General features: G+C 43.6%; 21 protein-coding genes. 6 read left to right on the top strand and 15 right to left on the bottom strand.

Annotated elements, in window-relative coordinates; all coding sequences use genetic code 11:
• Positions 1-7: 7 nt before the first annotated feature.
• From P2W76_RS17075 to P2W76_RS17010, 14 genes are all read right to left on the bottom strand, one after another.
• Positions 8-454, bottom strand: coding sequence for a cytochrome c (locus P2W76_RS17075; RefSeq protein WP_276349113.1), 447 nt, complete (start codon positions 452-454; stop codon positions 8-10).
• A 193-nt stretch (positions 455-647) separates the two neighbouring features.
• Complete coding sequence (locus tag P2W76_RS17070; protein WP_276349112.1) at positions 648-1,919, bottom strand: amidohydrolase/deacetylase family metallohydrolase; 1,272 nt, start codon at positions 1,917-1,919, stop codon at positions 648-650.
• 165 nt (positions 1,920-2,084) lie between these two features.
• The gene (locus P2W76_RS17065) at positions 2,085-3,380 is read right to left on the bottom strand and encodes an aminotransferase class V-fold PLP-dependent enzyme (RefSeq protein ID WP_276349111.1); all 1,296 of its coding nucleotides are present in this window, start codon (positions 3,378-3,380) and stop codon (positions 2,085-2,087) included.
• 103 nt (positions 3,381-3,483) lie between these two features.
• Complete coding sequence (locus P2W76_RS17060) at positions 3,484-5,169, bottom strand: SusD/RagB family nutrient-binding outer membrane lipoprotein (protein ID WP_276349110.1); 1,686 nt, start codon at positions 5,167-5,169, stop codon at positions 3,484-3,486.
• A 41-nt stretch (positions 5,170-5,210) separates the two neighbouring features.
• Positions 5,211-8,924 (bottom strand): SusC/RagA family TonB-linked outer membrane protein, encoded by a 3,714-nt coding sequence (locus tag P2W76_RS17055; RefSeq protein WP_276349109.1) that lies wholly within the window; start codon positions 8,922-8,924, stop codon positions 5,211-5,213.
• 96 nt (positions 8,925-9,020) lie between these two features.
• Positions 9,021-10,055 carry a FecR domain-containing protein gene (locus P2W76_RS17050; protein ID WP_276349108.1) on the bottom strand — a complete coding sequence of 345 codons (1,035 nt, stop codon included), beginning with the start codon at positions 10,053-10,055 and terminating at the stop codon, positions 9,021-9,023.
• Positions 10,056-10,144: 89 nt separating this feature from the next.
• The gene (locus P2W76_RS17045; RefSeq protein ID WP_276349107.1) at positions 10,145-10,711 is read right to left on the bottom strand and encodes a sigma-70 family RNA polymerase sigma factor; all 567 of its coding nucleotides are present in this window, start codon (positions 10,709-10,711) and stop codon (positions 10,145-10,147) included.
• A 62-nt stretch (positions 10,712-10,773) separates the two neighbouring features.
• Entirely contained in the window at positions 10,774-12,135 is a 1,362-nt protein-coding gene (locus tag P2W76_RS17040) for a nucleotide pyrophosphatase/phosphodiesterase family protein (protein ID WP_276349106.1), read from the bottom strand.
• Between the two features lie 150 nt (positions 12,136-12,285).
• Positions 12,286-13,497, bottom strand: coding sequence for a metabolite traffic protein EboE (eboE, locus tag P2W76_RS17035; protein WP_276349105.1), 1,212 nt, complete (start codon positions 13,495-13,497; stop codon positions 12,286-12,288).
• Complete coding sequence (locus P2W76_RS17030; protein WP_276349104.1) at positions 13,497-14,642, bottom strand: 3-dehydroquinate synthase; 1,146 nt, start codon at positions 14,640-14,642, stop codon at positions 13,497-13,499. The genes eboE and P2W76_RS17030 overlap by 1 nt, the downstream gene beginning before the upstream one ends.
• Before the next feature lie 59 nt (positions 14,643-14,701).
• A complete protein-coding gene (eboC, locus tag P2W76_RS17025; RefSeq protein ID WP_276349103.1) occupies positions 14,702-15,583 on the bottom strand; it encodes a UbiA-like protein EboC in 882 nt (293 codons plus the stop codon).
• Position 15,584: 1 nt separating this feature from the next.
• Positions 15,585-16,571, bottom strand: a complete 987-nt coding sequence (locus tag P2W76_RS17020; RefSeq protein ID WP_276349102.1) for a TatD family hydrolase — start codon at positions 16,569-16,571, stop codon at positions 15,585-15,587.
• Positions 16,572-16,723: 152 nt separating this feature from the next.
• A complete protein-coding gene (locus P2W76_RS17015) occupies positions 16,724-17,653 on the bottom strand; it encodes an EboA domain-containing protein (protein ID WP_276349101.1) in 930 nt (309 codons plus the stop codon).
• Positions 17,654-17,765: 112 nt separating this feature from the next.
• On the bottom strand, positions 17,766-18,143 hold the full coding sequence (locus P2W76_RS17010) for a transmembrane 220 family protein (protein ID WP_276349100.1): 378 nt from the start codon (positions 18,141-18,143) through the stop codon (positions 17,766-17,768).
• A gap of 193 nt (positions 18,144-18,336) precedes the next feature.
• Between P2W76_RS17010 and P2W76_RS17005 the strand changes: the two genes are divergently transcribed.
• Positions 18,337-18,732: a BlaI/MecI/CopY family transcriptional regulator gene (locus P2W76_RS17005; protein ID WP_276349099.1), complete on the top strand. Its 396-nt coding sequence runs from the start codon at positions 18,337-18,339 to the stop codon at positions 18,730-18,732.
• Positions 18,733-18,739: 7 nt separating this feature from the next.
• Positions 18,740-20,791: a M56 family metallopeptidase gene (locus P2W76_RS17000; protein WP_276349098.1), complete on the top strand. Its 2,052-nt coding sequence runs from the start codon at positions 18,740-18,742 to the stop codon at positions 20,789-20,791.
• 44 nt (positions 20,792-20,835) lie between these two features.
• On the opposite strand, the gene P2W76_RS16995 is transcribed toward P2W76_RS17000, so the two are convergent.
• Positions 20,836-21,012, bottom strand: coding sequence for a DUF6496 domain-containing protein (locus P2W76_RS16995; RefSeq protein WP_276349097.1), 177 nt, complete (start codon positions 21,010-21,012; stop codon positions 20,836-20,838).
• A gap of 147 nt (positions 21,013-21,159) precedes the next feature.
• Between P2W76_RS16995 and P2W76_RS16990 the strand changes: the two genes are divergently transcribed.
• The 4 genes from P2W76_RS16990 (at position 21,160) to P2W76_RS16975 (ending at position 24,998) form a co-directional block, all read left to right on the top strand.
• The gene (locus P2W76_RS16990; protein ID WP_276349096.1) at positions 21,160-22,008 is read left to right on the top strand and encodes a methylated-DNA--[protein]-cysteine S-methyltransferase; all 849 of its coding nucleotides are present in this window, start codon (positions 21,160-21,162) and stop codon (positions 22,006-22,008) included.
• Entirely contained in the window at positions 22,008-22,622 is a 615-nt protein-coding gene (locus tag P2W76_RS16985) for an alpha-ketoglutarate-dependent dioxygenase AlkB (protein WP_276349095.1), read from the top strand. Before P2W76_RS16990 ends, P2W76_RS16985 begins: the two co-directional genes overlap by 1 nt.
• A 63-nt stretch (positions 22,623-22,685) precedes the next feature.
• Positions 22,686-24,230 (top strand): FAD-dependent oxidoreductase, encoded by a 1,545-nt coding sequence (locus P2W76_RS16980; RefSeq protein WP_276349094.1) that lies wholly within the window; start codon positions 22,686-22,688, stop codon positions 24,228-24,230.
• Positions 24,231-24,602: 372 nt separating this feature from the next.
• The gene (locus tag P2W76_RS16975) at positions 24,603-24,998 is read left to right on the top strand and encodes a hypothetical protein (RefSeq protein ID WP_276349093.1); all 396 of its coding nucleotides are present in this window, start codon (positions 24,603-24,605) and stop codon (positions 24,996-24,998) included.
• The last annotated feature ends 61 nt before the right edge of the window (positions 24,999-25,059 follow it).

The raw sequence follows: 25,059 nt of genomic DNA, 5'->3' as shown, positions 1-25,059 counted from the left end.
TCAACCTTCAATTTTCAACTTTAAAAGGATTCATCTGCTGCTCGTATGGCTTTGACAGGTCTTTCACATATTCTACCAATTGCCATTTCTGTTCCTCGGATATCAGGTCTCTAAAGGACGGCATTTCACCCCTTCCTTCACGGATCTTCCAGTACAAAGCGCCCGGTGTTTGACCTTTAACCCGTTTATCCTGAAAAGGCAGAGGCTTTACATCGAGGTTCTTTGTTGCTATTCCATCAGCCTTTCCCTGTTGCCCGTGACAGGAAGCACAATAGATCGTATACACCTCCTGCGCCTGGGGCAGGGTCAGCGGCTCAATGAGATAGGGGTTGAACAGTGAGTCCGCAGAAGCCGGGGCTTCCCAGCGCTCCTGCAGCCTGACGTACCTGGTATTGAACGAAAGGGCGAAAAAGCCGGCACAAATAATGAAAACGATATATTTTAATTTAAACATGATAATATCTCCCCGCCAGAACACAAATAAGTTTTGACCCCGAAGGTGGTCACATATTTATAGGAAAATCATACGACCGTAATCCCCGACCCCGAAGGCGGTCGCATGTATCTTAAATTCTTACATACGACCGCCTTCGGGGTCGAAAAGTCCACATTTTTAAGCCGACCCTGGTAATTCAAAGCCGTCAAACTTAGAGAGCAGGCAACCCTCCGGCAACACGCGGTATTGGAGTAGTTAAGCCGTTCAGATCATAAAACACGCGGCCGCCCTTGATGGTGACTTCGCACTCAAACTTTTGCCTGGCAGAAACTTTCTGTCCCATCTGGTCAAACACACCAAATTTACCTTTACGAAGACGAAGCAAGGTTACATCACCCTCCGAGCCAACAGACAGGTTGCCAAGCTCCTCGTGATTGATAACCTGTGCAGGCTTCCAGGTAACGGAATTAACAATAGCTGGCACGCTCATGCCCAAAGCCCTCATCTTGGTCATCACATTCAGGATGTCCTTCATTGCTGAGTTCATGCTACCACCATGATGATCGGTACTGATCACATCAGGCCAGAATCCTGCTTTGCTTGCCGGTATAGCGTGAGCAAAAGAAAAGCTGGCTGCGCCATGACCCACATCCCAGATCACACCTCTCTTTTGTGCCTCAAAAACAAACGGCCGAAGTTGTTTGGTGACCGGATCTGTAATTGCCTCACGGCCGGAGCCGCCGCCACCATAAGTATGCGTATATATGTCGCCAGGCCTGAACTTCTTCATAACCAACTCTTCAAGCGATAGACCGCCGCCACCGAAGTCAACGATCACAGGAAGGTTACCGGCCATTTTACCGGCTTCAATAGCACGGTCAATAGGCACCCAGTCAGGCTTGTTATAATGAGCCACTTTAAACCCCACGATCAGATCACGGTACTTGGTAGCCATTTCCGCCGACTTACGTGCGTCCATGTCATTGTTGTCCTGCTCAAACTTGCCGCCGGGCATGCCCTCTCCAACAATATTAAGAAAGGAAAGAACCCGGGTTCGGGACCTGTCGATAGTTTGATCTTTAAATTTCTCAAAGTTCTTCCAGCCTGCACTACCTGCATCCACAACAGTGGTCACACCAACACGGAACGTGAAGCCGTCAGGCATGTTCGCATAATAACTATTTCTTAAATATCTGTCAGGTTCAACGCCAGCGAAGTTGTGGGTGTGCATGTCTATTATTCCCGGGATCACCAGAAGGCCTTTGGCATCTACAACCCTTACCGCCGACTTGGCATCCAGGTTTTTAGCAACTGCTGCAATCTTGCCGTCTTTGTTAATGGCCACATCCATAACGCCATCGATACTATTTTTAGGGTCCATGACATGACCGCCTTTTATAATGATCGCGTAGGCCGGCTGGACGTTCTGAGCGGCCGCACTAAGGCTTAATAAGGTAAAAAAAAAGAATAAGAGCTTTTGCATTGTATTGATTTAAAGAATGTTAAATATCAATTAGACTTAATATAATCAGGTCTAAATGTTATCAAAATAATTGAAAAAAGACAGATTGGGTCTGTAATTTTTTCAATGTAATAGGGGCAAAGCGAACTTGCCCCGCATTCCAATTCAATACGTTGAGAGTTCTCTTTATTTACCCTTGACGGATATTTCTGTGATCGCCCTGACAAATTTATCGAGCTCAGGCAAACGTGTATATACATGAGGAGTTACGCGCACACAGCTAACATTCTCATATTCAATAGGCACAGTATGGATCTTATACTTGTTAAAAAGAATCCGCTCCAGCTCTCTTGGAGTTATTCCATCGATGCTCACGCCACAAATAGCGCACGAGTATGCCGATTTGAGAGATGTCTTGATCTTAACTTTGGGAATATTACTCACCCGTTCTGCCCAATAGTTTTTAAGATATCTTACACGTTCCTCTTTTCGCTTATTCCCTATGGCCAATTGGAAATTAATCGCTTCGCCGATTCCCTGTTCGATAGGAAAACTGCGGGTACCCAGTGTCTCAAATTTTCTAATATTTGTGCCACGAGGATCCCCATTTGCCAGTAATGGCCAGATCTTAGAAATCTTATCCTGCCTGATCCACATCATACCGCTGCCGATAGGAGCACTCAGGAACTTATGAAGCGAAGTAGCGAAATAATCACAGCCCAGATCAGGAATTTTAAAATCAAGTAATGCGAAAGAATGTGCACCATCACATACTACCTCTAAACCATGACGATGTGCCATATCACTGATCTTTCTTACCGGCAGGATCTGCCCCACCCAATTAATCACATGAGTTACGTGGATTATTTTAGTCTTTGGAGTGATCGCATTTTCAAATGCTGCAACAATTTCCTCATCATTCTCGATTGGGAAGTTAAAGCTAAGCTGCTTATAAATGATCCCATCCCGCATGGCTCTTTGCTTCCATGCATTCATGTGATTCGGATAATCGAGTTTACAACCAATAACTTCATCTCCGGCTTTAAGATCAAGACCCAGGATCACCGTATTCAAAGATTCAGTAGCATTACGATTAATCACAACTTCTTCTTTATTGCATCCGGCAAGTTCCGCTAGTTTTTCACGTAAGGGTTCTCTCCCCTGATCCAGTATCTCCCACATAAAGTAAGAAGGGCCTTCGTTGGTTAATTTATTATAACGCTCAACTGCTTCCTGAACAACCCGTGGTGAAGGACTAACGCCGCCATTATTTAAATTAATCAAATTAGGGCTTACAGTATACGCCTGCTGAATAACACTCCAGTAGTCTTCATCTGCAGCCAGTTGGACCGGTGAAAGATGCTTGATCTTATTATTAGCGAAAGATATCTCCTCAGCATGCAATTGATTGAACAAACTATTTGCGGAGAATGCTCCGGCCATTAAGCCCAACTGTTGTAAGAATTGTTTACGTCCTGACATTGTATTTAGAATAGAATTTGTAAGTGCGAAAAGTGGTTTGAGAGATGAATAAACAATCCATCTTTCAAACCACTAGTTAGATTTTATTGAGTTGATTTATACATCAATTCCCTTTACCATAATCCGGAGATTTCTTATCAAACCAGATCCTTTCAGTATTCAGTTTTGAAACAGTAAAATCGTTTGGCGTAAAGCCCTGTTCTGTCATGGCCGCATTCCAATTGGCGCTGTTCACCTGTCCCGGGTCCAGCGTCCACCATCTTCTTGGCAACACATCGCTTATAACTTCACGAGCAAGTAAAGTTGAATTAAACTTTGGATAACCTGTACGGCGTGCCAGTGTAAACGCCTCGTTAGGATCACGATAAAAATTCAATAGTGATTGAATATAAATCTTCTCCAGGTCGCTGGCTGTCCCATCAAATTTTACTTTTGCGTTGGCCAGGTGAGCATCAATCATTGCATCGATATTTGCATAGGATGTTGAACCGGCAGCAACAGCAATTTCATTCATAGTCTTTACCGAGGCACGAACTCCTTTATTGTACCATTCGGCTGCAGTCCCCCTGGTATTAACTCCGGCACCGTAACCTTTTTGAATAAATTCTGCTATCTGCAAAGAAACCTCTGCATACGAAAACAACACATCGATAACTGTACCGCTTCCTCTATCCACTGTTGGTGCAAAGAATTTACGGTTAACAGTTGAGATCAGCTGATACCTGTTGGCGCCACCACCATTAAATGGATTTACGAAAAAGGAACTTACAGGCGGATTTGACTGAAAATCAGCCGGCCCACCCTGATACATAATATTTGGATCACTGGTATTTATCCATGATGGTAATACCTTATTGTATTTTGCCAGCGTATCTTTAAAGTTTCCTGTCAAAGAGTTTTTGTCATAATAAATCCCGAGACGCGGATCGCCGGACGACTTCAGGAACTCTACAGCAGTTCCAACTGCAAAATGACGGCTATAAATATCTATATTGTAACCATCAATTCCGAAAGGATAATAAGTCGGATTTGCATGAACCAACTGATCAGCTGTCGAGCTGAACGGGCCCACAGCATCTGCCATCACCTCTTTGAATATTTGAGTTGTCTTTGCAGGATCCTGATTCTGATACCGGGCGGCAATCCTTAACTTCAGAGAATTAGCAAGTTTGATCCATTTTGTAACGTCACCTCTATAAAAGACGTCATTATTTCCAAATGAAACCTGGTTGCCCGAATTCTTTTGAAGAGTAGTGATCGCATCAGACAATTCTTTCAGCCATACCGTATATAAAGCCTCCTGGTTATCATACTTAGGGCTGTATTTAGCTTCGTCCCTTCCTTTGTTAGCTTCGGTATATGGCATAGACCCATTCATATCGCTTACCTTTAAAGCCATCATGACTTGAGGAATATAGGTAATAGCATTGATCTGCTCATACTTCTCCTTATCGGCTTTAAGTGCAATGATCCTTCGCATTTCCACTAAATTAGGAAGCACACTACCGTAAAAAAGATTATAACGACTGTTCACGCCAGTGGTTGACACAGCATAACTTTGGCCGGTTACTAATTGACATGCCGACAAAAAATGCGTAAAACCTTCATTCCAATATTCACCTCCGCGGGAAGTTTGCATTGGCACCAGTGATGATGTAAAGAGTAACCTTACATCAACATCAGTAACAACATTGGGATTAACATTTACCGTCTCAAAATCTTTAGTACAAGAGCTAATAAACAAGCTGGTGAACGCTGCTATTATGATATATAAAAAATTCCTTTTCATTTCTGTTCTTTTTAAATATGTATTATAACCAATAAAGATTACTAGAAACGGATCTTTACTGAACCGCCAATTGAGCGGATCATCGGTAAGAAGCCTTCTTCACCTACTGCTGACGTCAAATTGGAGTTTAACGATGCAGGATTAAGATCATAAGGCAAAGAGTTGTACAGATAGCCCAGATCCCTGCCTATAACACTTACAGAAATCCCATTAACCTTCAGCTTGGTAGCGATACTTTTTGGAAGGTTGTACGATATTGCTATCTGACGAAGTGCAACCCAGGTACTTTCTTTGATCCAGAAATCAGACACTCCTGTAGAAGAAGAAGCATAACGGTAATAGAACTGCGGAGCATGTGTTGGCTCAACCAATCCAGCTGTATAAGCCTCTTTAAAGGTCATACCTCCAACATCAGCAGTAGTACCGTTAGGTAAGGTAACCTTTTGTCCTATCGGAAATACGCCGTCAATAATCATCCCGTCATCATAGGTGATTCCGTCATATTTACTGGTCCATGTAATTCCACCGTGTTCAGCATCTCTACCAAACAATGTATTAGGAAGTACCCCGGTATGAGTCCCCGACCTGATAGAGGACATAGCCATATCGCCTCCAACTTTTGCATCAAACAACACATTCAGTGACCAGTTCTTATAAGATAAATCATTGGAGAAACCACCTCTGAATTTAGCATTGATATCACCGATATCCTGATATTTATTACTTCTCTGAGGGAAAGCAGCACGGGCATCATTCCTCCAGGCAAGTACAGTCATCCCGTTTTTCGGATCGGCCGCATTCGCAGGATTGACATACTTTAAAGACTGAGTAGTAGACCGGATAGTGCCATAAGACCCTCCCACAACCGCCCATGAACTAGCGTCAAAAGCTGCCCCGCCAAGTGAGTAATCTGACCTTCCTTCCGCAAGAGAAACGATCAGATTCTTATTCCTTGAGAAAGTTAAACGGGAATTCCAAAGAAAGTTTTCTGTCTGCACCGGGGTTCCATCTAATGATATCTCAATACCTTTGTTCTGAATATTACCGGCATTAATCTTAACCCCGGAAACTCCGGATTCAATAGGTGTCGAAATATCAACGATCTGATCGTAAGTATTATCCTGATACAAAGTAATGTCAAAACCGAGGCGGTTTTTTAGAAAACGCATTTCCATCCCAACTTCCTTGGAGATCTTTCTTTCAGGCTTTAAATTTGATGATAAAGTGCTGTTTGAACTAAATCCCGCCCGGGTAGGTTCACCCGGTAGTCCAATCACCTTTCCCGCAAATCTGTATCCGGGATTGATCACAAACGGGTCTGTGTCTTTACCCAGGGCCGCAATGTTAGTTCTCAACTTTGCAAAGGTTATCACACTCGGGAGTTTGAATGTTTCTGATGCGATCCATGAAAGACTGGCTGAAGGATAATTGTAAAAATTATTCCCGGTTCCATCTTTATATGTTAAAGCTGACGACCAGTCACCACGCCATGTTGTAGCCAGATAGATCTGATTTTTATAATCAAAATCGGCACTTGCATAAACAGAATTGATCTTCTTATTATAGTTTACGCCGCCGCTGACAATTGGCGAATTTACTGAATTGGTAATAAAATAATTACCCGGAACCATTAGCCCGCCTGAAGTAATTCCCTGTGTAAATGAACTAATTGAATTGTACATTTCACCTCCGGCAAAACCAGTAAATCCTACATTCTTTACTACTTTGATATTATTGAATGAAAGTATTCCTTTTACAAAATTGCTCTCTTTCTTTGACTGATTTAAGGTATAAGAACCTCCGCTAAAGTCGGTAAACTGACCCAGTGCCTTATTCTCATATTTGTCATAATTATTATTCATATTACCCTCAACGGTAAAATTAGCCCACTTGGTCAGCTTCGCATTTACTGCGAATCGCCCCATGAAGTTTCTGCTATCCATGGTGGCAACAGTATTATTCATGTTAAACCAAAATTCCGGGGCCATCACCTTGTTGGTCTCAAGTGGGTTTGTTCCTCTTGGTGACCCTCCGAATAATTGACTTGTATATCTCGATGGTTGATTCCAGTATTTTGTATCGTAATTACGCGGGAACATCCACATATAGGCAATTCCCCAGTTATTTCCTGCAAATGTATCACCATAATCAGCCCATATGAGGTTCTGAGGATTGGTATTATTACTTGCTGTATATCCTCCGCTTACATCGGTACTCAACCAATCAGCCAGCTTATGGGTGATCCTTAAATTGAAATTATCTCTCTTCATCTCATTCGCCACAGTGATCCCTTCCTGATCGTCATGCGTCGCGGAGAACCTATAGGTGGTTTTATCGCCTGCTCCGGAAAAAGCAACACTGGTAGTACTTAACGTGCCATTTTGAAAAGCATCAAGGTAGTTACTGGGCACAGCTTTATACTCGGTCCAGGTACCATCATAATTACGTACTTTCTGGTTGGCAAATCTCGGTCCCCAGTTTTCATTCTCACGATTAATTGCCGGATCTATATAAGGTTCCTTGGTAATAGGATTTATCGGAAACACCTTTGTAGTCCACATTTGATTTGACTGATAGTTTCTATCGCGGGCATCTGTAAAGAACGCACCAACGCTACCGCCACCAAATTCATTCTGAAATTCGGGACCTTTGTATGGATCATATACCATAAAATTTTGCGAAACATCAACACCAATTCCATTGGCTTTACTACCTTTCTTTGTAGTGATAAGAACAACTCCGTTAATTGCTCTTGAGCCGTATAAAGCTGCGGCAGAAGACCCTTTCAATATCGAAACACTTTCAAAGTTCTCGCTGTTTAGATTCGACAGGTCATTTGCAAAATCGCGGCCACCAGCAACAGACTCGTTGTCAACAATCACTCCGTCAATAACGAATATTGGTTGATTATTCTGGCTTAAAGTTGAATTTCCACGGATCACAATTCTTGAATTTCCAAAAGGTCCTGATGCGCTCTGATCAATTTGCACGCCTGCAACTTTTCCCATCAATGAATTCACCGGATTTAACTGTTGAGTAGCAGCCAGATCACTGCCCTTTACTTCAGTAACTGAAAACCCGAGGCTCTTTTTTTCTTTAGACATGCCTAAAGCCGTTACAACAACTTCGTTCAATGAACTATTGGAAACTTCAAGCTGCACATTTAGTGTATTGCGACCATTAATTGCAACTTCCTGCGTATTAAAACCGATATAGGTGAACACAAGTACGGTGACATTATCAGGCACATTAATTGAATACTTTCCGTTTACATCAGTAGTTGCCCCAACCGACGTTCCTTTAAGTTTGATACTGACTCCCGGCAATGTTTCGCCCCTGCTGTCTGTAACCACACCCTTTACAACAATGTCCTTTATTTCATTGTCCTGGGGGGAGATCACTACTAAGCCATTTTCTAATACCCGGAACTTGAGTTCCGTATCTTTCAATATCATCCCCAGGACATCCATTACGGGAGTGTTTTTCACAGCAAGGGTAATAGATCTGTCGGCGGGCAGGCTTTCTTCGCTGTATAATAATCTGATATTCCCCTTTTGTTCTAAAATGGAAAAGGCTCTCTTAAATTTCACGTTTTGGAAATCCAGATCTACTTTGACATTTTGAGAATAACTGTTCGCTGATACTTCCAGGACAAGAAGGAACGTTAATATTATTGTCCAGTTTAGCATTAATAAGAGTTTTTGGGTCGTAAAATCAGGCAACAGAACTTTATTGTTTAGTTCTCGTTTTTTCATACTTTTGTGAATTACAAGGTTAATAATCTGATATGTAGTTGGACTACGATTGGATTTTGAAGGCAGGGAATGTTGGCGCATTTCCTGCTTTTTTATTTAGTAGATCTTTATTTCATTTTCATTGAGTTTATAGTTAAATGATTTGATTAATTGCATGGCTTGTAAAGCCTGTATTATATTCTCATTAATAAAAACTCCGGTAAACCGGTAAGATTTGATTCTGGGATCTTCCAATACTATCCGCACGTTATACCAGCGTTCCAGTTTTGGGATAAGTTCTTCAAATGATTCGTTTTGAAAGACAAACTTGTTTTCTGTCCATGATATCTCTTCGATATACTTGTTCTCACCAACTCTGACAGGAGAAACAGTCTCAATTGACGCAACAAAACTGACTTTTACGCTTCCTTCTTTTTTTGCCTTTTCCAGAAGGACAATTTTTTCCGAAGGCTTTAGAATAAATTTTTGATCTGGCTGGTCATTAACTGTCAACTCAACAGCTCCTTTAATCAACGTGGTTTCTGATTCCAATTCATCCGGATAAGCTCTCAGATTAAATTCGGTCCCTAAGACCTTTACTGCAACCTTACCGGCCTTGACAATAAAAGGGTGTAATTTATCATGAGCAACCTTAAAATAAGCCTCACCGATCAGACCCACTTCCCGGTATTCGCGTTTCGTCATATCCGGATCGTACAATATTGTACTCCCGCTGTTCAGCACTACGATTGTTCCATCAGGGAGTTTAAATTCTTTCCGGATACCCTTTTTAGCAATAATCTCAACCCGCTCTTCCTTTGGTCGGAGAATGTCATTCTTGATGAACTGAGTCGCAATAAGAATTAAAGTACTGGCAAGAACTGTCAAAAGTACTGCGGGTCGTTTATAAAAGGCGATATCCCGTTTGAAATTAAGATCCGTTTTATACTTAAGCTTATGCTTCTCAAAGGTTTCATCAAGATTGGGTTCTGCCTGAGGTTGACCGAGTTCCCAAACCTGCTCAAGCAATGCTTCGTAATAAACCGAATCAGGATATTTTGTCAAAAGATATGACAGTTCACCAAGCTCTTCGGCCGTGGCTTCCTTTGCTATCTTACGGGTTATTAATTCAACAATGCGTTGTTCGTCCATATCAGTCTCAGACTCTGCCGATCCATATTTACTTAAGGACAATAAAAAAAGAGGAATTCCCTAGCCTGCATTGAAATATATTTTCAACGCTATTTAATTTGAAACTCGGACTTAAAGATTTTGGCCAACTTTTGTGTAGCCGCTACCAGATGGGCATCAACAGTTTTAGCCGAGATCGACAAGATCTGACCTATCTCTTTATAACTAAGATTATTTTCTTTGGCCAGCTTAAAAACGAACTGGCATTTGGGAGGTAAGGATTGTATCGCATTTTCAAGCCTCTTCTTCAGTTCCTCATCAATGATGATCTGTTCAGGGCTTGATCCGTCGAAGAAAAAATTCATGTCAACTTCGTCGATAGAGCTTGTCTTAGTTTTTGAATTTTTCTTTAAAAGATTCAGTGAAAGATTTTTTGCAATTACAAGCGCATAAACATGAACATTTTCTATTTCAGGTAATTTCTTCCGGTTATTCCACAGGGAGATCAATACATCCTCAGATATTTCCTCAGCCTCTTCATTTGAACGCAGGATACAAAAAGCAAACTCTTTCACAGGTATATACAAGAGGTCAAACAATTCCCTGTACGCCTGCTCACTACCTGAAATGGCAAGCCTTGTTACAATATCCGGAAGATTTTCAAATCGCTGTTTCACTTAAATTGGATATAACCAAGTGTAAGATAGCAGAAATTTTACAATAAATAAATCAAAGAGATCTAGAATTTATTGCGGCTTAATATCTCCCAAATCAGCTTATAAACTTCCGTAGCCGGGAGCGCTTGCCCATGATTTTTTTTGTCGGATATCAACACCGGCTGGTATTTAGACTCAACCCCTGTCCGTCCATGAGAGCCTCTTATTAATTCTGCATCGAGTGGTATTACGTCCATCACATAACGAAATCCCACTTTTTTTCTCAGTAATTTATAGCCTGCGCGAAGCTTGGAGCTCATAAACATTTCGACGGGATCATAGCCCGGCTTTTTATGAATATCCACACAGCGGGCGTAATCAGGTGCTTTAGCATCGTCGAGCCAGAAATAATAGGTAAACCAGCTGTCCTTGTCCGCCATTATGACGAAATCACCCGAGCGCTCGTGATCGATATGATATGCCTTTTGCTGCTCTTTATCTAATATCAATTCGATACCCGGGATACCTTCCAACAATGACCTGACCTGGCTTGAAGTTGAACCATCATTAACATAAATATGCGCTATCTGATGATCCGCAACTGCAAAGGCCTTCGATGCGCCCGCATCCAGAAGTTCCAGTCCTCTTTCAACACGGATGTTGAGCAGATCATTTTTCCGCAGGATCCGGTTTATATGAATAGGCCTGCTTACCGGCGATATCCCATATTCAGACAATATTATTATTTCAGCGCCCTTCTTTTCATAAAACGTGACGAGCTGCCTGATCACCTCATCCACCTCACTCAGCTCTTGTCCCACTTTCGAAAGGTCGGGCCCAAATTTCTGAAGGCAATAGTCGAGGTGGGGAAGATAAATTAAGGTTAACGTCGGATCATACAGATCATCGGTCAGCATTGAGGCATCCGCGATCCATTTAGTAGATTTAATATTAGCACCCGGTCCCCAGAACTGGAACAGTGGAAATTGACCGAGTTTCTCCTGCAAGATATCCCTTAATTCTGCAGGATGAGAATAGCAATCGGGCATCTTCCTTCCATCGGCAAGATAGTTAGGACGCGGTGTTACAGCATAATCTGCAGATGAATACATATTATACCACCAGAACATCTTTGAACAGGTAAAGGAAGGATCTTCTTTTTTTGCCCTTTCCCATATCTTTTCACCCCCTACAAGCTTATTGGATTGCTTCCAGAACTTTATCTCAGAATCCGTGTGATCATACCATCCATTTCCAACTATCCCTGTTTCCGAGGGCCACTTACCGGTAATGTATGTGGATTGAGCAGAAGTGGTGACAGCCGGCAGGACTGGCTCGATATTAACCAGGTGTTTACGGGAGATATATTCTTTGAGAAAAGGCGTATTTTCTCCAATCACCGAAGTTGATAATCCTACAACATCTATTACGACAGTCTTTTTCATGGTTTGAGATATGGGTTATGGGGGCTATGGGCTATGGGCTATCAGCTATCAGCTATCAGCTTCTTGCCGCCGGCTTTTTTCCTGGTTCCTGGTCTTTGTTCTTGATTCTTTGTTCTTGATTCTTGGTTCCTGGTTCCTGGTTCTTGGTTCCTAATCCCCCAACACCCCTCTAACCCAATTTAATTCCCTGCTTATCGACTGGTCTATCGAAGCTTTCAAGGATTCAGGCAGTACCTCCCAGGTATAGGTTTCGACTTCAAGATGCGATGTGAAAGCGGAACTCTTCTGTATGTTCAACACTTCTACAATATCAGACTGGGTTGAATTTAACAGTCCCATTTCATTAACGAAAACAGGAACGTGAAAGTGCGCCCGCCATTCTGCGACTTCAGGATTTTGTATATCCTCAAGCGCTGCGGGCAGATCCCGGTAGCGAATTACGCTGTTATCTTCTTTTTTTGCAACCACCTGATGCAGATATGTGGGCTCATTAAACCTGGAAAATTCTGTGGCAATAAGATTTCGGCTCTCAACATCATCAGGCAGGCGGGCCTTCAAAGCCGCACTTATCTGAATCTTTCCAACAGCTATTCCACTTTCAACGAGTTCATCTATAACCTGCCGGTGCGGTTCATATCCTATTGCAAAATGACAAACGTCATAACACAGGCAGATGTGCTCTTTGGCAGCTGCGATTACGTTTTCGGCAGATATATTCAAGCTTACTTTCAAATCTTCAACGGCCATCGGGAGAAATACTCCCTGGTACCAGTCAATGAATTCACGGCCGGTTTCCAGCATACCGTCTGGTTCGGGTTCAATGTCCAGATGCATCGAAATATTTTTGTTCCGCTTTATCAGGATGAGTTCCCGGAGTACAGAAACAATATTCAGGGTCGACGCGATCATGGCTTTTTCCCACTGCTCCTTTGAGGGATGCCAATGCCGGTAGGTAAGAGGAGAAGTAGAGATACCTCCGCTTAATCCTTCAGGAAGTAACTTGCTTAAGGTATCAAATAATCGCAGGGTATAATCCAGGCGTTCGGTCGTGCACCAATCTGGCGCATGAACCTTGTCTTTAACAACCGCATGGTGAAAATCCCCGTAGGGAAATCCGTTCATTGTAAAAACGTAGGCGCTATGATCTTGCAGCCACAACTTAAATTCTTGCAGCTTACTACTGTCCTGAAGATCAATGCTGGCGATGTTCGACAATCTCAAACCTATCCCCATAGGCATATCCTTAGACACATGGGCCTTTATGAGCGGGAAGTTTTTCTTAAGCGATTCGAAGTGGGCATCCCACGATTCGCCTGCATGAATGTTAGTACAGTAAGTTAAATGTCCCGCACTCAGTTCCATTAATAAGTCTTTAGTTTTATACCTGACAGCCTTAAAATATCGGTATCAATCTCATGCACTTCCGTTCCGGATCCTATCCTGTTTAATAACATGATCGTTAGTCGCCCACCCAGGTGCTCGCGAAACTCCTCAAGACCACGCAGAATGGCACTTTCCGGATCCTCAACTTCCATCAGGGGATGGGTTAACTCAAAACCAAACTTTTGCAGCAGACCGATAATTCTCTCGGTTTCACCGTCAGAAAGCCGGCCCGACAAATTCGAATAAACTGTATCCAGAGCCATACCCATAGCGACGGCCTCTCCATGCAAAACTTCAAACGCAGAAAGCTGCTCCAATTTATGAGCGCTCCAGTGACCGAAATCGAGGGGACGGGAAGAACCCGTTTCAAACGGGTCAAGGCCAGCAATATGTTGCATGTGAAGTTCAGCACAGCGGCGCACCAGATAATTCATAGTTTTCAGGTCGCGGCTTACCAGGGCACCGGCGTTTTCTTCAAGCCAGGTGAAAAATGCGGGATCTTTTATAAGAGCCACCTTCACGGCTTCCGAAATTCCAGATCGCCAATCCCGGTCGCTAAGCGTTGTCAGGTAAAGCTCGTCATTAAATACCGCGACGGGAGGCGCGAAAGTTCCCAGGAAATTCTTCTTTCCGAAGTAATTGATACCGTTTTTGACTCCTACGCCGGAATCATTTTGCGATAAAACTGTAGTAGGAATACGAATATGTTTTATACCTCTGTGTGAAACCGCAGCTGCATACCCGACCAAATCAAGCACCGAACCGCCGCCTATAGCAGCGATATATGAATGCCTGTCTATTTTATGGTCATTTACAGCTTCCAGTATCTCATCGAAATACTTTGTTTCGTTTTTAACCACTTCCCCACCCGGAACGGTTATAATATCCTGTACCAGCTGAACTTCCTTATAGGTGTCGAAATATTTTTTTAGCTTCTCCTTAAGGTCGGCCGCAACATCAAATGCACCCTGATCAACAACGAACAGGATCTTTTTAGGTATTCCCGCAACCGCGGCACTATTTAAAAAATCACTGAAAAGTTTATTTGAAGTGTCGAAAAGCCCCGACGTAAAATAAACTTTGTATTCAAACCTGATATTAAAAGACTGCTGAAGATGTTCCATAATAAGAGCGGGTCAGGGCCGGGCACGTAAACCGGATGATCCTGTAAATTATTTATAAATTAAGTAACGGCAAAACGCTTTGCCAGCCATAACGACACAGGTAAAAGGCATGCAATAAATACTGCTGCGTATATCGATCCAAACGCGGCCGCCCAGGCTGCATCCATCAGGATCAAAGAAATTACGCCGGCTTTTACAGCCTTACCTATATTTCTTCCCACTGGTTCCTGGATAGCCTCAAATAAGGGCTTGAGTATCATAAAGGCGAAAGGCAGTAAAAAAATCAATGTTAGCACTACATTGTCCTGTATTTTAGATACTGTTAAGATAAAACATATCACCAAAAGGTATAATATGCCGCCGATGTACAGGTTACGGATATTCCCGCCATGTACTTCCCCCTGGCTTATCATTGTGATCGAAAAGATATACATCAGGGGAATCATCCCCAGGATCTGCCACTGATTAAAACCGTATGAAAGAATGCTCAGCCCCAGCCACAAATTCAAACCCCGGCATACACCCATATTAAACGGCCCGAGAAGGGAATAATGTTTGCTGAATTTATTATACATCAGTGCAGCGATAGCAATACCCAGTGCAATGATCCCCGAGAGAATACCGAAAGCAAAGGCCGATCCAATACCAATGAGGAGAAGCACCGTCCCAAACAAACCAGCCTGGCCAATACGGATCGCCCCGCTTGGGATTGCCCGCTCCGGACGCTCGAATCTATCGAGCTCAGCGTCAAAAACATCGTTGAATACTATCCCGCCCGCATAAAGACAAATAGTAGAAATACACAGCAGCAAAACGGAGAAGTAATTCACGTTCCCGCCCAGGAAATATCCGGATATCGCGATACCAGCCAACACATCCGCCACAGATGTTACTACATTCGCCGGGCGTACTAAACGCAGATAGGTATTGATGCTCGCCAAACTAACTTATAATAATAGAAGATTTATCGGTTCTTGGCTGCTGACCGCCGCGAAGTATAGTATTGCCTTCAAACTTCTGACTTTGATCTACAGAAACGGCTACATTAAAGTCTTTCTCATCGATCTGACCGCTTTGCGCAAAGGCAGCGATAGCGTTTGAATAGGTTATTAGCTTAATAGCCTCATCACTGATACCCTTGATCTTCATCAGGGCAGCAGTCTTCGGAACAGCCAGAGGGTCACTAATCCCCCAATCGGCCGCAGAGTTAATCATAATATGCTCAGGCCCATATTGTTTAGCTACTTCGACCATCCGCTCATTACCCATTTTAGTAAAGGGGTAAATAGTAAATGCGGCCCAGAATCCGCGGTCCAGAACGTCCTTTACGGTTTCTTCATTATTATGATCAATTATAACTTTTCCCGGCTCAAGTCCATGTTCCAAAGCGATATCCATACTTCTTAGAGTGCCTCTTTTCTTGTCACGATGTGGGGTATGTACTTGCACCGGAAGGCCCGACTCCTTAGCAAGCTCAAGCTGTGCGCGGTAATATTTTTCCTCGGCAGCAGTCTGGTCATCAAAACCTATTTCCCCGATTCCTACCACTCCTTCCTTATAAATAAACAGGGGCAGCATATCCATAACCTCTTCGGCCAGCTTCTCGTTATTTGCCTCCCTCGAATTAAGTCCGATGGTGCAGTAATGCCTGATACCAAATTGAGACGACCGGAACCTCTCCCATCCGATCAGGCTGCTGTAATAATCGCGGAAACTATCTATACCGGTGCGGGGCTGCCCGAGCCAGAATGCCGGCTCTATTAACGCAACGATACCTGCATCAGCCATAGCCTGATAATCATCAGTTGTACGGGAAGTCATGTGAACATGAGGGTCAAAGAACTTCATTCCCTTTATGTTCTCAAGATCCAGTTTTTCGCTTACAGCGTCTATTGGTCTCCTATCTTCGAATGAATGAGTACAGCACATAGTCGTAATATCTAAAATGGCGTATTATTTTAATAATACTATTGGGTATAATAATAATATTTATTGCTGGGAAAAGATGTGAGAAGCGAGATACGAGAAGCGAGAAAGCAGCTCATTTCCCATCTCATATCTCGTATCTCACTTCTCGTATCTCATATCTCACTTCTCGTATCCCGTATCTCGCTTCTCGTATCTCGCATCTCGTATCCCGTTTCTCGTACCCCATATAACCGGTCCCAGGCTAAATCCCTGTTCTCTATCATCGATACTAGTTGCTTATAATCTGACAGAAGAGCCCTGGCTTCATCCGAATCAGAATTGTAAATGGCAAGCGCCGCCGCCACCTTCTCTTCCATCGCCCCCTCCGAAAGTACTTTCCGAAGGTCATTCAATATCCTGGCATCAATAAATTTCGATGTTGGCCTCCACAGTAAAGGATTAACGCTTCGACCAGCAGCCCAGCGCTCATGAGCATAATCAGAAAGAATAAGCGCCAGTTCCGCATTCGCCCTCTCATCGATACCATATATCTGGTTAATGTCTTTGTCCGTAAACACAGCTTTCATAACCAATTGGTTCCACGCTTTATCATCCAGGTACTTTGCGGGATAAGGATTGTGATACATGACCGCCTCCAGAACATCTGCAATATTGCTTCTGATCCCTTCGGCGCATCTCATCTTCCAGTCCTCAGGGTAAGCCAGCAGAGGAAGCGATGAATAAAGAGCCGTCAATTCTGACATCTCTGCCGCCATAAACAGGCTTTCAATAGTTTTAAGATAGGTATCCTTATCTGATGGGTCTAGATGGATCAGGAAGCAAACACGGGCAAGCCGGTCGGCACTCCAACCCTGCAAAGATAAGCCTGGTTTAATTTGGGATATCGTTCCAAAATCCGGCTCTTGAACCGTAATCACGCCCTTACCTGTCTTCCTGGGCATGACCGAAAAGGTTGAGTTTATCGCCGGCAGAGCCTTCGCCTTCAAATTAGCTTCGAACCAATCGCCGGCGTCGGGAGAGATATTAGCACGGGTAATCTCCAGTAGGACGGCCCGTACTCTTTCTGCATCGTAATCAAACATATCCGCTTATTGAATTATCCCTTACAGGAGCCTTAAACTTGCGAAAATTAGCAAAAACTATTAACAATCAGAAGGTGGCAGAGGCAAAGCGGCATTGTAACGAAAATAATAGTCAGGAAAGCCCCCCGGATATAAAATAGTTGATTACCAGCGCCGCTGTTATGATCAGTAACCCAAAAAATTCCCTTGTCTTTTCAATATAGGGCTTCGTGGCCTGCATACTTTCGGTAATGCTGGGCTGCTTATACTTAACTATCCAATCGCGCACACCATCCATGGCAAAGAAAAGGATGACGGCATAGATCAGGTAGAATGCGATGAGAATAAGATATATCAGCGGATAAAATAAGCCGAATGCAGCCAGAGCACAGCACGCTGACGCCGCCAGATAGATCGGAACCCACAACCATGAGTCCTTATCGTTGAGATTGAACCAGGCGAAAAGAAGGAAGGACAGGCAGAAAATAATGTTTAGGCCAATGATAAGCATACTGATCAGATTGAGTAGGCTAATATAGGATCTTCCTGGAATGAGAACAAGGAAGAAACAGCAAGAATTTAATTGTTCCGGCCGGATCCGAAAAACATCAATTAAGCTATCAAAAACCCAATTTTAACATTATTTAACATAAAAAAATCGAGCTATGCATTTTTTCGTACGAAAAGTTTCCTACCTTTAGTTTATGGAAGACAAACGATCTAAAATCCTCAAAACTGAACCCACCAAATCTGAACTTGAAATTCTGCAGGTTCTTTGGGAAAACGGGCCTTCTACGGTAAGGGTAGTGAACGATAAATTGAACGAACAGCGCGAAGTAAATTATACGACGACATTAAAGCTTATGCAGATCATGACTGAAAAGAATCTTGTTCTGCGTGACGAAAGCAGCATGAAGCATATTTACAGACCGGCAGAAGAAGAGACTAAAACTAAAAGCCATCTGCTTGACCGTTTTGTAAACACCCTGTATAACGGCTCTGCCTCCAAACTGGTGATGCAGCTCCTTGGCAGTAAGAAAACCTCCAAAGAGGAACTGGAAGAATTGAAGAAAATATTAAAAGACCTCGACAATAAATAACCTCATCATGAGCGTAATCACGGACATCATGGCAGCTGAACATTTGGTTAAAGCGATCTATCTTACGCTGCTTCATTCACTCTGGCAGGGTGCGGCAATAGCGGGCCTGGCAGGAATAGTTATTCTGGCGAGTAAAAGATCGTCGGCAGTGTCTCGGTACAATTTCCTCGCAATAAGCATGGGATTCTTTGTTTTGTGCACCATCGTGACATTTATTAAGTTCATGTCCTTACCCCCGCTCGGAGGTCCGGTTATACCCTCGGCAGCTACGGTAAACTTGTACACAAGCAAGGTTTTTATATCACCAGCCGACCAGCTGTTCACATTTTTAAGCGCGTATTCCGGTCGTATCGTATTGCTATGGTTCTTAATCATTTGCTTGAAAAGCCTCCAGTTTTATTTTGGCCTGCAGCATGTATCCGATCTAAAAACAAAACAAGTTTCCAATCCGGGAACAAAATGGACAGGGCTTGCTGACTCGCTCTGTGAAACTCTTGGTATCCGCAGGAAAGTGGCTTTGCTGGAATCAGCGTTAACCTCGGTCCCGCTTACAGTTGGTTATTTAAAACCGGTGATACTGGTTCCTCTTGGTATGCTGACAGCAATACCTGCAGATCAGGTTGAGGCCATATTACTGCATGAACTGGCACACATAAAACGGAAAGACTATTTCATCAATATCTTCCAGAGTATTGTAGAGCTGCTGTTCTTTTTCAACCCTGCCATCTGGTGGCTTTCCTCTCTGATCAGAGCTGAACGCGAAAATTGTTGCGATGATATTGCTATTGCAAACAGCAGCAGCAAAATAAACTATGTAAGGGCGCTTATTTCATTTGAGGAATATCGTATTCAGCGGCCACAAATAGTAATAGCAATAACGGGTTCTGAAAATACATTACTAAAACGCACACGACGCATCATTCACAACCAAAATAACACCTTAAACTCCATGGAAAAATTCATTTTAACCTCAGGCCTGGTGCTTTCAGGCTTGTTGAGCTTTGCTTTCACCAATGAGGGCAAAGAAAAAATAAGCAAGACCTTTAAACCAGTAGTTTCAATAATCAGCCAAAACTTACCGGTCACAAGCAAATCTTTTGCTGCGCCAACTGATACCATACCGGCGTCCGGCATCCGCGAGATCTCCATGGTAAAGGGAGGCTTAACCACCTTCAATACCGTTCACCAGGGGAAAACTTATCGCATTGTAATGAAAGAAGACGAGGTTACCGAGCTCTATATCAACAATCAGAAAATCCCTCAGGACAAAATAGGCCATCATACCGAAGCGATGGTTGAGATCTTCACGTTTTCTGATGCCATGAAAACGGCAGCCGGGGAGCAAAAGAAACAGGCTGAAGAACTTAAATTCGCAGCTATCGAGGAGAAGAGTGCCCTGGAAGCTTTGCGTTCAATGAACAGCGACCTCGATCTGGCCGGGAACATGATCGCACTTAAGGAATTTGCAAAAGACGATCATAAGATCCGCGCCCAGGCGATGGCATTAAAAAAAGAAATGTCTTCTCTTAGAGCTTTAGCAAGGCTTGAGGCATTAAAGTCTTTGCGGGATACAATATTGCCAAAGCCGCCTAAAGCACCTTCTGCTCCCCCGGCTCCTAAAATTTCAGCTCCTTCAGTATCTCCAAACGCACCGGCGCCGCCAGCACCTCCCAAAAGAGGTGAAAATATGAAAGCCACCCCTGCACTTAAAAACAAGGGAAAAGTATTCAAATCCACACCTGCGATTAAAGTGCGCCCGGCTGTCGCACCAGCAATCGAGGTTCATGTTACTCCCGATGTCAGTCCCGCTATTAACGTAGCGCCAAAAACACAACCCGCAATCGAGATTAAACATAACGAATTTACCCGCGAACTTAACCAGGAGCTGGTAAAGCAGGGCCTGGTAAAGGATTCCCGCAACTTTTCTTATAAGATCAATAATGATGAGCTTATAATTGATGGGGTGAAGCAAAGTATCGACCAGCACCATCATATTATAAAGAAAGTGCTGAAAAGCGCTGATGACAAGATCGATCTCACCTATAGCAAGCGTCAGTAGCCCATTTATTTCCAGTAGTTAGCCAGGTTAATTAACCTGGCTTTTCAATCCTTCTTTTTAGGAACCTTGGCGCCTTCTTTGCGCGCCTCAGACAGGCCGATCGCTACTGCTTGTTTTTTGGACGTTACTTTTTTGCCGCTCCCGGTTTTGAGAGTTCCCTTTTTCTTTTCATGCATAGCCTGCTCAACTTTCTCGCCGGCTTTCTCTGAATATTTTGCCATATTGATGATGTGATTTTCTTTAAAGAACAACCTGACGTAACAATGGGTTTTCTTTTTTAATGAAAAACAAGCCTGGGAAAAATGAGCAAGTTTCGGGTTTCTCCGTAAACGAAACCGACATACCTTTGTAGTATAAAAAGCAATAACATGACAGACACCAGCCATATAAACTATACACGGGTCGCTGATGCAATCGATTATATAAGGACAAATTTCAGAGAGCAGCCAACGCTGGACGAAATCGCTGAAAGGGTGCATCTGAGCCCGTTCCATTTCCAGCGCCTGTTCACCGACTGGGCTGGCGTCAGTCCCAAAAAGTTTCTTCAATACATCAGCGTAGAATACGCGAAAACTCTTCTCCAGGATCAGCAAAATACCCTCTTTGATGCTGCGTATCAGTCGGGATTATCGGGCACAGGACGTTTACACGACCTGTTCGTACAAATCGAGGGCATGACACCCGGAGAGTATAAGAACGGCGGCGCAGGGCTTTCCGTAAATTATAGTTTCGCTCCGAGCCCCTTCGGAAACCTGCTTGTGGCATCTACACCAAAGGGGATTTGCTACATGGCTTTTACGGATGATGAAAGCACCTCGTTTAATGATCTGCAAAGTAAGTTTCCAAATGCTTCTTACAGACAAGTCCTTGATCCTATTCAACAAAATGCCCTTTATATTTTCACCCGCGACTGGACGAAGCTCAGCCATGTCAAATTACATCTCAAGGGGACTTCCTTCCAGCTCAAAGTATGGGAAACATTATTAAAAATCCCCCTCGGACAGCTGACCAGCTATGGCAGTATTGCCGGTAAGATCGCAAGGCCTAACGCATCGCGGGCCGTGGGAACAGCCATTGGGAATAACCCCGTTGCATTTTTGATCCCCTGTCACCGTGTTATTCAATCAGGGGGAGCTCCCGGTGGCTACATGTGGGGCTTAACGCGGAAAAGCGCGATCATAGGCTGGGAAGCCGCACGTATCAATCCCGAGGTATAATGGATCTTTTTAATACCGACATAGAGGCAAACCTGTTGCCTCATAGTGGCATAGTCCAATATTTCGGGAAAATAGTGGACCTGGCTGACAACCAGCGCTACTTGAATGTTTTGCTTAATACGATCTCCTGGAAGAATGATGAAGCTAAAATATTCGGCAGGCATATTATCACGAAAAGAAAAGTCGCCTGGTATGGTGATGGCCATTACTCATATACCTATTCTAATACTACCAGACATTCATTGCCCTGGACAAAAGAACTCCTGGAACTCAAGTCTTTGACAGAAAAACTCACAGGGGCTGCATTTAACTCATGCCTCCTTAATTTATACCATGATGGCGACGAAGGAATGGCCTGGCACAGCGATGATGAAAAGGCCCTCGGGAAAGATACAGCCATTGCATCGATGAGCTTCGGTGCTGAACGAAAATTTATGCTTAAACATCGCGAAAGCAAAGAGACCGTCTCAATTATCCTGGAGAGTGGCAGTTTACTCGTGATGAAAGGAACTACTCAAACGCACTGGCTGCATTGCTTACCAAAGACCAAAAAGGTAAAGACACCGCGGGTGAATCTGACTTTCAGGACCTATGTTGTGGACAACAGAGGTTGAGGTAAGGCGTAAGATGTAAAACTTTCCCCGTCCTTTCTTTGTATACTTTTTAAAGACCTGGTTATGAAAAGTATGCAGAATAAAGCGATCGCGAGGGACGGGGAACACGTAAGTCCCTGGCAAGTAAATCTGGAAGAAAGCCCTTCGGCGAATGCTGCAGGCACCGGAAAGTTATATGATTGCATTATAGTAGGAGCCGGTATAACCGGCCTTTCAGCTGGGCTGATGCTTCAGAAGGCCGGCAAGAGCGTGCTGATTATTGACGCCCACAATGCAGGCTTTGGAACAACCGGAGGCACCAGTGCCCACATTAACACTTTTGCAGACACGACATACAAGGAAGCAGAGAGTGCCTTCGGCGAAGAAGGAGCGAAACTATTCGCCGGCGCTGTCAATGCGGGATTCGATATTATCAGGGAAAATATTAAAACCTATAATATTGAATGCGACTTCGAAGAAAAACCGGGATACGTATATGCCGAAGACGACGAGCAGGTAAAACAGCTTAACGACCTGTACGAAGGAACGGTGAAGGTGGGTGTACAGGTACACTACACGGAGAATTTACCAATTCCCATTCCCTTTAAAAGAGCATTAATGTTCGATGGCCAGGCCCAGTTTCACCCTATGAAATATCTGCATGGTATTCTTCAGGCTTATCTGAGCGCAGGGGGATCCTTGATCGAAAACACTAAGATCGATAAGATCGATACCAGTGAGGGTATTCATACCGCAATGTCGGGAGATCAAAGCTTCAGAGCAAATCATATAATTTATGCTACCCACACCCCTCCCGGAATTAACCTGTTCAGTTTTCGCTGCGCTCCCTACAGGAGCTACGTCATAGCTGTAAAACTGAAAGGAGATGCCTATCCTGACGCACTTATCTACGATATGCAAGATCCATATCATTACTTCCGGACCCATGAGATACAGGGGCAGAAACTCCTGCTCATCGGCGGCAACGATCATAAAACCGGACATGCTGATCCGGAAAAAGCATTTGCAGATCTGGGGAAATATGCCCGGGAGCATTTCAGTGTGTCAGCCATAAAATATAAATGGTCATCTCAATATTATGTTCCCGTTGATGGCCTTCCCTATGTGGGGCAAATACCGTTCTACGCAGAGGGCATTTACTGTGCAACCGGCTATAATGGCAACGGCATGATGCTTGGAAGCATTTCAGCCCAGATCCTTTGCTCCCTTGTGACCGGGAAAAAGCATCCCTACGCGGAGCTTTTGAGCTCAACAAGGATAAAACCAATTGATGGGTTTACCGAATTTGTAAAAGAGAACGCCGATGTGGCTTACCATTTCGTTGCCGACCGCCTCTCTGTTCACGAAACAGATTCGCTGAAAAGATTAAAGCCAGGAACCGGGAAGGTTGTAAAATTTGACGGAAAAACAGTTGCAGCTTATCGGGATGAGAATGGTGAGATTCATGCGCTTCATGCGGTTTGCACGCATGCGGCCTGTATCGTGAACTGGAATGCGGAAGAGAGAAGCTGGGACTGTCCTTGCCATGGCGCGCGGTATGGTACGGATGGAAGTGTTTTGAACGGGCCGGCTGAGAAGAATTTGCCGAAGATTGAATTTGAAGGCTGATAGCACGAAATCAGTTTACATCATCACGATAAATTTAACGCAGAGTAGTAAGCGAAGTACGCGCGAAGTCTGATATAGGGCAAGCCTTATGTTATAATTAAAGAGAACTTTGGCGGGATATTTTTAAACGCAAGGGTCGCGAAGGTTTTCGCAAAGGGCACAAAGCAGGCTGAATTTATACCAACAGTATTTTTAACTTAGCGCCCTTCGCGTGTACTTTTTGACCTTTGCGTTTAAATATGCTGTTTGCAGGAAGTTCTATAGTAGGTCGCAGAGTTCCAGCTAAACACGTATAAATACCTCACAAACACGTGCTTCTTGCTAAAACCAAGTTCTTCTCATGATTGTTATCTATATAAAACACGCAGGATTATGAGTGAGAATAAGAATAACCCGGCGAAGGATCAGAAAAATCCTTCAGCTGCAGAACGTCAGGACGATGAGCTCGATATTGGAAACGATCTGAGTATGGGAAGTGTAAGCGGGGCGGGCGTTTCGGATTTTGATCCCGACAGGGATTTTCCGGAAACGGAAGAAAAGGAATATCGCGAGGGCGGCGGCTCGGGAGATGATCAGCGGTCGGCCGACAATGGTATTAACCCGCTTCCGGGAGAAATAGACCCTGAAAAAAAAGCAATTAATAACGACGTCAATATTGAAAATGCAGACGAAGATGAATTAAATCCTTATCCAGACGAGTTAAAACCTGATGACGATGAAAAAGTAAACTCTACCTGGATGATGTCGGGACAGAACAGAAAGATCTAGTTAACATGGAACGCGTCCGGTTCATTTTGGCAAAAAAGAATCTTTTCACTATTTTCGTTTA

This window comes from Daejeonella sp. JGW-45, from assembly GCF_029360805.1.
Classification (GTDB): Bacteria; Bacteroidota; Bacteroidia; order Sphingobacteriales; family Sphingobacteriaceae; genus Daejeonella.
This window is presented reverse-complemented; position numbering and strand designations above follow the sequence as displayed.